This is a genomic window from Phyllobacterium sp. T2-21, assembly GCF_055378485.1.
This window is the reverse complement of sequence record NZ_AP027912.1, coordinates 2,659,020-2,670,935: the sequence shown is the minus strand read 5'-3', so window position 1 is coordinate 2,670,935 and position 11,916 is coordinate 2,659,020. Positions and strand designations below refer to the sequence as shown.

Below are 11,916 nucleotides of genomic sequence, written 5' to 3'. Positions count from 1 at the left end.
ACCCATGGAGGCGCTGTGGGAAAGTGCATCCGATCGTGGTGTCAGCGAGCCATCGCTTCTGATCGACATCAAGGGTTTTGAAGGCCCGCTCGATCTGCTTCTGCATCTGGCGCGCAACCAGCGGGTCGATCTGGCCCGCATTTCCGTGCTTGCCCTTGTCGAGCAGTATCTGATCTTCATCCGCCAGGCTCAAGCGCTGCGGCTGGAGCTTGCCGCCGACTATCTGGTCATGGCGGCCTGGCTGACCTACCTCAAGTCCAAGCTGCTGATCCCGAAGACCCCCGGCGACGAAGGCGAGAGCGGCGAGGAGCTGGCGGCGACGCTGCAATTCCGCCTGAAGCGGCTGGAAGCCATGCGCGATGCGGCCACGAAGCTGGTCAACCGCAATCGCCTTGGCCGCGATGTCTTTGCCCGCGGCATGCCCGAAGCCGTCATTGTCGATCAGACCAACATCTATTCGGCAACGCTGTACGAACTCCTGACCGCCTATGCCTCGCAACGGCAGAAGCAGGCGATTTCCCATGTGCAGATCGCCCGCCGCAGCGTCTGGTCACTGAAGGAAGCGCGTACCATTCTCATGCGCCTTGTCGGCGAGATGAAAGACTGGACCGCACTGGATCAATACCTCCTCGACTTCATAGCCTCGCCCAGCGAGCGTGCCACCGTGCTTGCCAGCTCCTTTGCCGCCAGCCTTGAAATGGTGCGGGAAGGGCATATGGAAATCCAGCAGACCGGCGCGTTCAAGCCGATTTTCCTGCGGGATCGTCCGCCGAGGCCGGCCGAAAAGACGGATCAGCCGCCGCTGACAACGATGAGGGACGTGGTCAATGGCTGAAACCGGACCTCTGCATATCCAGCCCGACAACGATGAAAGCGACAACCGCGAGGCGGACTGGAAATCGACGATCTCCGTAGCCGATGCGTTGCGCATGGCCGAGGCCATCCTGTTTGCCTCCGCCGAGCCGGTAACGGTGAGGGCGCTGGAAGAGCGGCTGCCGTCCGGGATCGACGTTCCGGCGCTGCTTGGCGAGTTGCAGTCGGTGTATTCCAAGCGCGGCATCAATCTCCTGCAGGTTGGCGGCGCATGGGCCTTCCGCACCGCAGCCGATCTTGCCTTCCTGATGAACCGCGAGGCGGTGCAGCAGAAGAAGCTTTCGCGCGCCGCACTCGAAGTGCTCGCCGTGATTGCCTATCACCAGCCGGTGACGCGGGCGGAGCTTGAAGATATTCGTGGCGTGGAGACGTCAAAGGGCACGCTGGATGTGCTGATGGAGACGGGCTGGATCAAGTTCCGCGGGCGCCGGCGCACGCCGGGGCGGCCGATCACCTATGGCACGACATCCTCGTTCCTCGATCATTTCGGCCTGCAGGAAGTGCGCGATCTGCCGGGGATCGACGAACTGCGCGGCGCTGGACTGTTGTCCGCGCGCATGCCCGCCAATTTCGCCATTCCCATCCCGGTCAATGATCCCGATGAATTGACCGAAGACGAAGATCCGTTGACCGATATCGATCTGGAAGAACTTGGACTTCTGACGCCGCGTGTAGAACACGATTGAATTTTTATTTGCCATATTTGTGCGCAATGGTGGCGCAGACGATGCCGGTTCGGAAAATTCGTGCTGAAGATTTCAATTCGCACTTGCGCCGAACTTACATGAATGTGAAACAACAATATGCACTTGTGTTTGAAAAGCACGGGGAAAAGGCATAGATGAGCTCAAACTGTTGAGCGAATGCGAGGGTAAAATGGGTAGTTTTTCAATCTGGCACTGGCTGATCGTATTGGCGATCGTGCTTCTGGTTTTTGGTCGCGGCAAGATTCCCGAACTGATGGGCGACGTTGCCAAGGGTATCAAGAACTTCAAGAGCGGCATGGCCGATGATGATGCGGCTGACAATTCCAAGACGATCGATAATCAGCCGAACCAGCCGGTAAATTCCGTCAAGGAAAAGACAACGAAGTCCTGAGCGGCTTGATTTAGTTTTTTCCTGCGCGGGGCTTTGCTGTCTCGCTGCGGCCGGAGCATGATGAATGTTTGATGTTGGTTGGTCGGAAATCCTGGTGATCGTGATCGTTGTGATCGTGGTGGTCGGGCCAAAAGATTTGCCGAAAATGCTGCGCGCCTTTGGCAAGGCGACGGCCAAATTTCGCGCGACTGCAGGTGAATTCCGGCGTCAATTCGATGAAGCCCTCAAAGAGGCCGAGCTCGATGACGTGCGCGATATCATCAACGATGCCAAAAGCCTCGATCCGCGCAACGATATCCGCAAGGTTTTCGATCCCGTCCGCACGATTGGCGAAGAAATCCGCTCAAGCCTGAAGGATGGCGGTACGGCCGGCAAAGACAACATTGCCGTACCCGATCCCTCCGCTCCCGGCGCGACGCAGCTGCAGCCGCAGACGATGGAGCCCGTCGCTCCGCTGATGACGGCCGCAGCGCCAAAGAAAACCCGCCGGGCCAGCAAGCCCAAGGCTGCGGCTGAGACACAGGCTTCCGCCGCTGTATCCGGGAAGGCTGCACCAGCCAAGGCAACGGCCAAGGCCGCTGCGCCTGCCAAAGTTGCGGCCAAGCCATCTGCCGCCAAAACACCGGCAGAAACGCCTGCACAGACTGCACCAGCAAAAAGAACGGCCAAGCCGCGCGCCAAGGCCAAAGCTGGCGATACGGGGACAAAATCTTGAGCAAGACCGACGACGACATTGATAAGAGCTCGGCCCCGCTGATCGAACACCTCATCGAATTGCGCCGCCGGCTGATCTGGGCATTGGTGGCGTTTTTCGTGGCTTTCCTGGTTTGCTTCCATTTTGGCCGGCAGTTGTTCAATGTTCTGGTCATCCCGTATCAGTGGGCCGTGTCCTGGGCCGGCTTTGATCCGGCAAAGGCGCAATTGATCTATACGGCGCCGCAGGAGTTTTTCTTCACGCAGGTCAAGATCGCCATGTTCGGCGGCATTGTTCTGGCCTTTCCCGTCATTGCCTCGCAGATTTACAAATTTGTCGCGCCGGGTCTGTACAAGAATGAACGGATGGCATTTCTGCCGTTCCTGATCGCGTCGCCGGTGCTGTTCCTGATGGGCGGAGCACTGGTGTTCTTCTTTTTCACCCCGATGGTGATGTGGTTCTTCCTTGCCATGCAGCAGACCGGCGGCGCTGGCGAAGTGCAGATTTCGCTTCTGCCCAAGGTTTCGGAATATCTGAGCCTGATCATGACGCTGATTTTCGCGTTTGGCCTGGTGTTCCAGTTGCCGGTGGTGACATCGCTGCTCGCGCGGGTTGGGCTTGTCAGCTATGAAGGCCTGCGCTCGAAGCGCAAATACGCCATCGTCATTGCCTTTATCGTCGCGGCGGTGATCACACCGCCGGACCCCCTCAGCCAAATCGGTCTTGCACTCCCGACGATCCTTCTCTACGAGGTTTCCATCTGGATGGCGCGTCTGATCGAGAAAAAGCGTGAGGCAGCTGAAGCCGAAGCACAATCAGGGTCCAGCGATAGCGATATCTCGTCCTGACGCAGCTCCAGCTTTCGCCGGACAATCACGTCCTCAATCCAACGAACACTTCAAGACGGCTTTATTACCATGCTCGACATCAAATGGATCCGCGAGAATCCTCAGGCGCTTGACGCAGCTTTGGCGAAACGGAGCGTCGAGCCGCAGTCGTCCCGCCTGATCGAGCTGGACGAGAAGCGCCGTCAGCATATTGCCAAATTGCAGGACGCGCAGGAACGCCGCAACGCCGCCTCCAAGGAGATCGGCAAGGCCATGGGCGCCAAGGACCAGGCCACGGCCGACCGTCTGAAGGCCGAAGTCGCCGAAATCAAGGTCTTCCTGCAGAGTGCTGAAGAAGAAGAGCGTCAGCTTGACCGTGCGTTGAACGATGCGCTGGCCGTGCTTCCCAATCTTCCCCTCGACAGTGTCCCGGTCGGCAAGGACGAGGGCGGCAACGTCGAAACGCGCCGCGTCGGTCATCTCAAGAACTTCTCCTTTGAACCCAAGGAGCATTTCGAGATCGGCGAAAACCTTGGCTACATGGATTTCGAGCGTGCAGCAAAGCTGTCCGGCAGCCGGTTTACCGTTCTGAAGAGCCAGCTGGCACGGCTGGAGCGTGCGCTTGGTCAGTTCATGATCGATCTGCACACAACCGAGCATGGCTATACCGAGGTCAATCCGCCGCTTCTGGTCAATGCGGACGTGCTTTACGGCACCGGCCAGCTGCCGAAGTTCGAAGAGGATCTCTTCAAGACAACCGATGGCCGCTATCTCATTCCAACGGCCGAAGTGCCGCTGACCAACCTCGTGCGCGAAGAAATCCTCGACATTCGCGATCTGCCGATCCGGATGACGGCGCTGACAGCCTGCTTCCGCTCCGAGGCCGGTTCGGCCGGCCGCGACACGCGCGGCATGCTGCGCCAGCACCAGTTCATGAAGGTCGAGCTTGTGTCGGTGACCGATGCCGAGAGCTCCATTGCCGAGCACGAGCGCATGACTGCCTGCGCCGAGGAAGTGCTGAAGCGCCTCGACCTGTCGTTCCGCACGATGACGCTGTGCACGGGCGACATGGGCTTTGGCGCGCAGAAGACCTACGATCTGGAAGTCTGGCTTCCCGGCCAGAAGGCCTATCGCGAAATCTCCAGCTGCTCCGTCTGCGGCGATTTCCAGGCACGCCGCATGAATGCGCGCTACCGGCCGGAAGGGGAGAAATCGACACGTTTCGTCCACACGCTCAACGGTTCCGGTACCGCAGTCGGGCGTGCCCTGATTGCTGTCGTCGAAAATTATCAGAACGAGGACGGCAGTGTCACAGTTCCTGAAGCACTTGTGCCTTACATGGGTGGACTGAAACGAATCGAAAAAGCTGCATAGGAGAGGGCGATGCGCATTCTGCTGACCAACGATGATGGTATTCATGCGGAAGGTCTGGCTGTTCTGGAACGTATCGCCCGCCAGCTTTCCGACGATGTCTGGGTGATCGCGCCCGAAACCGACCAAAGCGGTCTGGCCCATTCGCTGACGCTGTCCACACCGCTGCGGCTGCGCGAGATCGATGACCGGCACTACGCCGTTCGCGGTACGCCGACGGACTGCGTGATCATGGGCGTCAAGCATCTGATGCCCGAGCCGCCCGACCTGATCCTGTCGGGTGTCAATTCCGGCTCGAATACCGCCGATGATGTCACCTATTCCGGCACCATTGCCGCAGCCATCGAAGGCACGCTCCTTGGCATCAACTCCATTGCCCTGTCGCAGGAATACAATCTCGATGGCGGGACACGCGTCCTGCCATGGGACATCGTCGAACAGCGCGCACCGGCTCTCCTGAAAAAGCTTCTGGGCATCACGCTGGCCAAGGGCGTGCTTCTCAATGTGAATTTCCCGAGCTGCAGCGGCGGGGAACTGGCCGGTGTCCGCGTCACGGCGCAGGGCAAGCTTTCCCATGGATTGACCATTGAAGAGCGGCAGGATGGACGCGGCCTGCCATATTACTGGCTGCGCTACGGCCGCGGCAAGGATGAGCCGGCGGAAAACAGCGATGTTGCCGCCATCCGCAAAAACTACATCTCCGTGACGCCGCTTCAACTCGATCTGACAGCGCACGAGATGCGCCAGACCTTGGAGGATGCGTTCGCATGAAGCCTGCGCTTTCAGAACGGGAGGGCTTTGCCGCCTTCGTCCTGCGGATGCGGTCTTTGGGAATGACGGACCAGCGGCTCATGACGGCTTTTGAGGCGACGTCCCGCATGGCCTTTGTTTCCGGCAATCTGGGAACGCTGGCCTATGGCGACCGGATGCTGCCGATCGAATGCGGTGAGTTCATGGAAGGGCTGGACCTGCAGGCGCGCCTGATCAAGGCCCTCGATCTTGAGCCGGCGCACCGGGTTCTGGAAATCGGCACGGGCACCGGCTTTACCGCTGCCATCATGGCCCGGCTGGCCGGCCGGGTCCTGTCCATCGAGCGCTATCGTACTCTGGTTGAACTTGCGCAGCAGCGCCACCAGACATTGAAGATCGAAAATATCTTCATCAAACATGCCGATGGCAAGCTTGGCCTGACCCATGACGGGCCGTTTGACCGCATTGTCGTCTGGGCGGCTTTTGAAAGCATGCCCCGCCAGTTCGTCGAGCTTCTGTCGTCCAATGGCGTGATGATTGCGCCGATCGGTCCGGTTGACGGCAAGCAGGTGGTGTCGCGCCTGTCGAAGATCGGGAGCCGTTTCGAGCGCGAGGATATGATGCCCGCGCGCTTTTTGCCGCTGCTTGACGGTGTTGCCACAGCCCTTTGACACGGACGTTCTGCCGCAGGACAGGCGCAACCCTTTACGGGTTTGGTGAATCTTTTACAAATTTTCTGCTCGTTTTAACGGTCGGGTAACATTAACGCGGTTTAATAGCCCCATATTCTTGTATTGAGTACGGGCGGGATAAGCGATGCGTTTGAGTGTACTAGACAAAGCGTCACGGCGGCTGGCACTGAATGCCAGCATTCTCATGATTGCCGGTTTGGCTGCAGGCTGCAGCTCCGGAGTATCGCGCTTTACCAGTGCTGACTTCAGCTCCGGCTATAGCGACAACCAGCGTGCAATCATTCAACCGCAGAATGCGGGTGCAAGGGGTTACACGCCTCCAGTCGATGCAAGCTATACGGCGTCGGTCAACCGCAATGCGGTGCCAGCGGCGGGCGGTGTCCAGCGCGGTGCCTTGCCGCCGGTTGGTGCGGTCAGCGCCTCGACACTGCCGCCGGTCTCCTCGCAGCCGGCACGCCAGCTCGCCAACACGGCGCCCGTCCGCCAGCAGGTGGCATCGGTCCAGCCCGCGGGCAATGTGCAGGCTCCGCCGCTTGCCGCGCCAGCCGGAACGCTGAAGACACCGGATGGCCGCGAAGCGCGCATGCCGACCAAGCCGGCGACGCCGGGACAGGCATCGGCCAACACGGCAGCCATTCTTCCGCAGGCCCCGCAGGTCAAGGACCGGAACGGTGCGGCAACGACGACGGCAAACAATACGACGCCACCCAGCCATTCCGGCTCCTATACGGTTCAGGGCGGCGACACGCTGCATGCCATTGCCCGCAAGACGGGCACCAATGTCGAGGCCATCAAGCAGGCCAACAACATGAAAGAGGGCACCGTTCGGGTCGGCCAGTCGCTGGTCATTCCGGCATCGAGTTCCTCGCTGGCGCAGAATGTCGCCAATAACATGAAGTCGAAGGGTTCCGTCGATCAGGTGAAGACCGCCGCGACGCCGCCAGTCGAACAGCCAAAGGTTGTTGCAAGCACGGCACCGACTGCAGCGATTGCTACGCCGCAAGCCGACGGTCAGACAAAGCCTTACACGCCGCCGCAGGCGAGCGAAAAGGTGATCAACGATGCGGAGAAGGATGTTGCATCGGCACCGTCCGCCACCGGTGCGTCGCAGATGCGCTGGCCGGTTCGCGGCCGCGTTGTCGCCAATTACGGCAAGGGCAATGACGGTATCGACATTTCGGTTCCCGAGGGCACGCCGATCAAGGCCGCTGAAAACGGCGTGGTCATCTACTCCGGCGATGGCCTGAAGGAGTTCGGCAACACCGTTCTCGTGCGCCACGACAATGGTCTGGTCACGGTTTACGGCAATGCGAGCAAGCTGAACGTGCAGCGCGGCCAGAAGGTGAAGCGCGGCGAGGAACTTGGCCGGTCGGGCATGACAGGCAATGCGACATCGCCAAAGCTGCACTTCGAAGTGCGCAAGAACTCGACCCCGGTCGATCCGTCGAAATATCTCGAATCCTGATCAGCTCAGGCTTCAATCCAAAGGCCCGCGCAGCGATGCGCGGGCCTTTTCGTTTGTCAGAGCTTCTTGCCGAGCCGTCCGGCCAGGTCCTGCGTGAACTGCCAGGCGACGCGGCCGGAGCGCGAACCGCGGGTGGTCGACCATTCCAGCGCTTCCGCATGCAGCTGTTCCTTCTGCATCGGCAGATCGAAATGCGCGGCATAGCCGTCGATCATCGAGAGATAATCGTCCTGGCTGCATTTGTGGAAACCCAGCCACAGGCCGAAACGATCCGACAGGGACACTTTTTCCTCAACGGCTTCGGATGGATTGATGGCCGTCGAGCGCTCATTCTCGATCATGTCGCGTGGCAACAGATGCCGGCGGTTCGAGGTGGCATAGAAGATGACGTTGTCGGGACGGCCTTCGACGCCGCCTTCCAGCGCCGCCTTCAAGGACTTGTAGGACGTATCGTCATGGTCGAAGGAAAGATCGTCGCAGAACAGGATGAAACGATATTTCGTGTCCTTGATGGCCGCCATCAGGGAGGGGAGGCTGTCGATATCCTCGCGATGGATCTCAACCAGCTTGAGCGTACCGGTATCGTCGGGCGCGGCAATGTTGACGGAGGCATGCACGGCCTTCACCAGGGATGACTTGCCCATGCCGCGCGCGCCCCACAGAAGCACGTTGTTGGCCTGCAATCCATCGGCAAAGCGCTTGGTGTTGTCGAAGAGAATATCGCGGACGCGATCGACTCCGCGGATGAGTGAAATATCGACCCGGTTGACCTTCTTGACGGGGTCGAAGGCAAGCTTGTCCGGGTTCCAGACAAAGCAATCCGCCGCGTCGAGATCGACGGGTTGCGGTTTTGGCGGTGCCATGCGCTCCAGCACTGCAATCAGACGGTCAAGTTTATCTGTCAGCAATTCCTCGGACATTCTTATCAAGCCTTTGTTTTTTCTGCGTTCAAGCCACTATCATGTTGATGGGAAATCGAAAAGCGCGGTACGGGATTTTGCACGGTTGCTTTTCCCATTCCAAACATTGTATTGCGCAGGCTCTATAAACTTTCAAACACGTATTACTCTGGAGATTGTCTCTATGTTCGTAACTCCCGCATATGCACAGACAACAGGTATCGGTGGTGCGCCGGAAATGCTGATGAGCATCCTGCCATTCATCCTGATTTTCGTGATCATGTACTTCCTGATCATCCGCCCGCAGCGCACGCAGATGAAGAAGCGCGAAGAGCAGCTCAAGAACATCCGTCGCGGTGATACGATCATCACCGGCGGTTTCGTTGCCAAGGTGACGAAGGTGTTCGAAGACAGCGGTGAACTCGAGGTCGAAATCGGCGAGGGCGTCAAGGCCCGCGTCATCCGCGCATTGGTGTCCGACGTGCGCATCAAAGGTGAACCGGTTGCCGATAACAAGAAATAAGTCATAGTGACAGGGCGGCATCAGGCCGCCCTGTTGATTCTTGAGGTCGGGATTGCATGCTCTATTTTAGCCGCTGGAAGACACTTCTCATCTGGGCCGTTGTTCTGGTCGGCGTGATCCTGGCTCTGCCAAATCTCTTTACCCCCATCCAGTTGGCGAACCTGCCCAACTGGCTGCCGAAGAAGCAGCTCGCCCTCGGACTGGATCTGGAAGGCGGCTCGCGCATCCGGCTGCAGGTCGACAAGGACAAGCTGGCGCAGACCGGCGCGGCCATCGAGGTGATGAACCGCCGTCTCAGCGAGCTCGGCTACACCAATCCGAATGTGGAGAGCCAGAGAAGCGGGCGCGTACTGGTCGAGGTTTCGGGTCTGTATGACTCGCAGCTGCTCAAGGATATTCTGAGCCTGACCGGCCAGCTGAGCTTCCGCATGATCGATACGTCCGTGCCGGTACAGCAGGCGATTGACGGCACGCCGCCGGAAGGCGCTGATGTTGTCTATTCCTTTGACGATCCGCCCGTGGCCTACCTCGTCAAGAAGGAGGCCATCGTCACCAACCAGAATTTTGTGGGGGCGCAGGCGGGTGTCGATACGGCCACCCAGCAGCCCGTCATCACCTTCAAGCTGGACAGCGCGGGCGCGGAACGGTTCTCCCAGGCGACCAAGGAAAACATCGGAAAGTCCTTTGCCATCGTGCTTGACGATCAGGTGCTGTCGGCACCGGTGATCAGCGAAGCCATTCCCGGCGATACGGGCCAGATCACCGGCAATTTCGACCTGTCCGGCGCCAGCAACCTTGCCATTGTCATGCGTGCCGGCGCACTGCCTGCACCTGTTACCGTGATTGAAGAGCGTTCTGTCGGTACCGACCTCGGCGCCGCTGCCGTGTCTGCAGGCAAGATCGCTGCGCTCATCGGCGCCGGTCTCGTCATCCTGTTCATGCTGCTGACCTATGGCCTGCTGGGCGTGATTGCGAGTATCGCGCTTGTTGTCAACATCGTCCTGATCCTGGCGGTTCTGACCATATTCGGCGTGCCGCTCAGCCTTGCCGGCGTTGCCGGTATCGTCCTGACCATCGGCATGGCGGTGGACTCCAACGTTCTGATCTACGAGCGCATTCGCGAAGACCGGCGTGCCGGCTTTTCGGTCATCCAGGCCATCGATTCCGGATTTGCCCGCGCGCAGGCCACGATCGTCGATGCCAATGTGACAACGCTGATCGCGGCGCTCGTCCTGTTCATCCTCGGCACCGGGCCCGTGCATGGCTTTGCGGTAACCGTCACCATCGGTATCGTCACGACACTGTTCACTACATTCACGCTGACGCGCTGGATGGTGTCCGCCTGGGTGCAGTGGTCGAAGCCCAAGGAAGTGCCGCGTGCACCGCTGAAGCTCATTCCCAACAACACCAGAATTCCGTTCATGCGGCTCCGGGGGCTGACGCTGGGTTTCTCCGCGCTGTCGAGTATTGCCGTCATCGCGCTGTTCCTTGTCGTCGGCATGAATTTCGGCATCGACTTCAAGGGCGGCACCATGGTTGAGATCGCCTCCAATGAAGGGCCGATCGATCTGGACGATGTCTATAGCCGGCTGGATGACCTGAACATCGGCGATGTGAAGATCGAACCGTTCAAATCGGACAGCCGGGCGCTGATTACGGTCGGCAGCCAGCGCGAGGGCGAAAACGCCGAGCAGACCGTCGGTGTCAAAATCCGCGGCGAGCTCGATCAGGATTATGAATTCCGCCGGGTGGATGTCATTGGCCCGACCGTATCGGGCGAGCTTGCCAAGGCAGGCGGTCTGGCGGTCGCGCTCTCCCTGGTGGCGATCTTCGCCTATGTCTGGTTCCGCTTCGAATGGCACTTTGCCCTTGGCGCAATCATCGCGACCATCCATGACGTGGTGCTGCTGCTCGGCATGTTCATTGTCTTCCAGATGGAGTTCAATCTGTGGAGCATTGCGGCGCTTCTGGCCATTGTCGGTTATTCGCTCAACGATACGGTGGTGATTTACGACCGCGTCCGCGAAAATCTGCGGCGGCATGGCAACAGCGTTTCGCTGTCGGCGGTTCTCGATGCCTCGATCAACCAGACATTGTCGCGCACCATCCTGACATCGCTGGCCACCTTCCTCGCGCTGGTCGTGCTCTATGCCTATGGCGGCGATGATGTCCGCTCCTTTGCGCTGACCATCGCGGTCGGCATTGTCGTTGCGACCTATTCGTCGATCTTCGTTGCCGGACCCTTGCTGATGCTGTTCGGGCTCAAGGGACGCGATGTGATCGACGATGCCCATCCGGCCAAACAGAGCGGGGCATAACGCTGTGGCCAAGGGGATAGAAATCCGCGACGCGCATTTTCCGGGCCGTGCACCCATCGACGCCTATGGCAATGGCGGATTCCGGTTTGCCGACATGTCGCATCGCGGATCGATCCTGTGCCTGCCATCGGGTATCCATGGCTGGGCGCCGAAGATCGAGACCGCGCTGACGGCGGAGGATCTGGCGCTTGTGCTCGAACAGGCGGCCGATATCGAGATTCTGCTGGTGGGAACGGGCACCGAATTGCGCCGTCTGCCGCAGGCCCTGCGTGACGTGCTGCGCGAGCATCGCATTTCCTCCGATCCCATGAGCACCGGCGCGGCCGTGCGCACCTATAATGTTCTGCTGGCGGAAGACCGCGCCGTCGCTGCGGCACTGATTGCAGTGGATTAAACCGGCGGTTCT

At 59.6% G+C, this 11,916-nt stretch carries 13 protein-coding genes; 12 read left to right on the top strand and 1 reads right to left on the bottom strand.

Features of this window, described 5'->3' with window-relative positions; all coding sequences use genetic code 11:
• Positions 1-4 precede the first annotated feature (4 nt).
• The 9 genes from ACZ5FP_RS13440 (at position 5) to ACZ5FP_RS13400 (ending at position 7,770) form a co-directional block, all read left to right on the top strand.
• The gene (locus ACZ5FP_RS13440) at positions 5-835 is read left to right on the top strand and encodes a segregation and condensation protein A (protein WP_223613491.1); all 831 of its coding nucleotides are present in this window, start codon (positions 5-7) and stop codon (positions 833-835) included.
• Complete coding sequence (scpB, locus tag ACZ5FP_RS13435; protein ID WP_464660679.1) at positions 828-1,559, top strand: SMC-Scp complex subunit ScpB; 732 nt, start codon at positions 828-830, stop codon at positions 1,557-1,559. Before ACZ5FP_RS13440 ends, scpB begins: the two co-directional genes overlap by 8 nt.
• 190 nt (positions 1,560-1,749) lie before the next feature.
• The gene (locus ACZ5FP_RS13430) at positions 1,750-1,971 is read left to right on the top strand and encodes a twin-arginine translocase TatA/TatE family subunit (protein ID WP_223613161.1); all 222 of its coding nucleotides are present in this window, start codon (positions 1,750-1,752) and stop codon (positions 1,969-1,971) included.
• Between the two features lie 64 nt (positions 1,972-2,035).
• Positions 2,036-2,686, top strand: a complete 651-nt coding sequence (gene tatB, locus ACZ5FP_RS13425) for a Sec-independent protein translocase protein TatB (RefSeq protein ID WP_464660677.1) — start codon at positions 2,036-2,038, stop codon at positions 2,684-2,686.
• Positions 2,683-3,513, top strand: coding sequence for a twin-arginine translocase subunit TatC (gene tatC, locus ACZ5FP_RS13420; protein ID WP_403175326.1), 831 nt, complete (start codon positions 2,683-2,685; stop codon positions 3,511-3,513). The genes tatB and tatC overlap by 4 nt, the downstream gene beginning before the upstream one ends.
• A 69-nt stretch (positions 3,514-3,582) precedes the next feature.
• Positions 3,583-4,866: a serine--tRNA ligase gene (gene serS, locus ACZ5FP_RS13415; protein WP_223613163.1), complete on the top strand. Its 1,284-nt coding sequence runs from the start codon at positions 3,583-3,585 to the stop codon at positions 4,864-4,866.
• A gap of 9 nt (positions 4,867-4,875) precedes the next feature.
• Positions 4,876-5,634 carry a 5'/3'-nucleotidase SurE gene (gene surE, locus ACZ5FP_RS13410; protein WP_464660674.1) on the top strand — a complete coding sequence of 253 codons (759 nt, stop codon included), beginning with the start codon at positions 4,876-4,878 and terminating at the stop codon, positions 5,632-5,634.
• Positions 5,631-6,284: a protein-L-isoaspartate(D-aspartate) O-methyltransferase gene (locus ACZ5FP_RS13405; protein WP_223613165.1), complete on the top strand. Its 654-nt coding sequence runs from the start codon at positions 5,631-5,633 to the stop codon at positions 6,282-6,284. The genes surE and ACZ5FP_RS13405 overlap by 4 nt, the downstream gene beginning before the upstream one ends.
• Positions 6,285-6,429: 145 nt before the next feature.
• On the top strand, positions 6,430-7,770 hold the full coding sequence (locus ACZ5FP_RS13400) for a peptidoglycan DD-metalloendopeptidase family protein (protein WP_464660672.1): 1,341 nt from the start codon (positions 6,430-6,432) through the stop codon (positions 7,768-7,770).
• 56 nt (positions 7,771-7,826) lie between these two features.
• On the opposite strand, the gene ACZ5FP_RS13395 is transcribed toward ACZ5FP_RS13400, so the two are convergent.
• Complete coding sequence (locus tag ACZ5FP_RS13395) at positions 7,827-8,690, bottom strand: ATP-binding protein (protein ID WP_464660670.1); 864 nt, start codon at positions 8,688-8,690, stop codon at positions 7,827-7,829.
• Positions 8,691-8,853: 163 nt separating this feature from the next.
• On the opposite strand from ACZ5FP_RS13395, the gene yajC reads away from it, so the two are divergent.
• The 3 genes from yajC to ACZ5FP_RS13380 are packed head-to-tail and all read left to right on the top strand — an operon-like array spanning position 8,854 to position 11,904.
• Positions 8,854-9,192, top strand: coding sequence for a preprotein translocase subunit YajC (gene yajC, locus ACZ5FP_RS13390; protein ID WP_346307354.1), 339 nt, complete (start codon positions 8,854-8,856; stop codon positions 9,190-9,192).
• Positions 9,193-9,248: 56 nt separating this feature from the next.
• On the top strand, positions 9,249-11,510 hold the full coding sequence (gene secD, locus ACZ5FP_RS13385) for a protein translocase subunit SecD (protein ID WP_464660668.1): 2,262 nt from the start codon (positions 9,249-9,251) through the stop codon (positions 11,508-11,510).
• A gap of 4 nt (positions 11,511-11,514) precedes the next feature.
• Positions 11,515-11,904: an Mth938-like domain-containing protein gene (locus ACZ5FP_RS13380; protein WP_223613492.1), complete on the top strand. Its 390-nt coding sequence runs from the start codon at positions 11,515-11,517 to the stop codon at positions 11,902-11,904.
• The last annotated feature ends 12 nt before the right edge of the window (positions 11,905-11,916 follow it).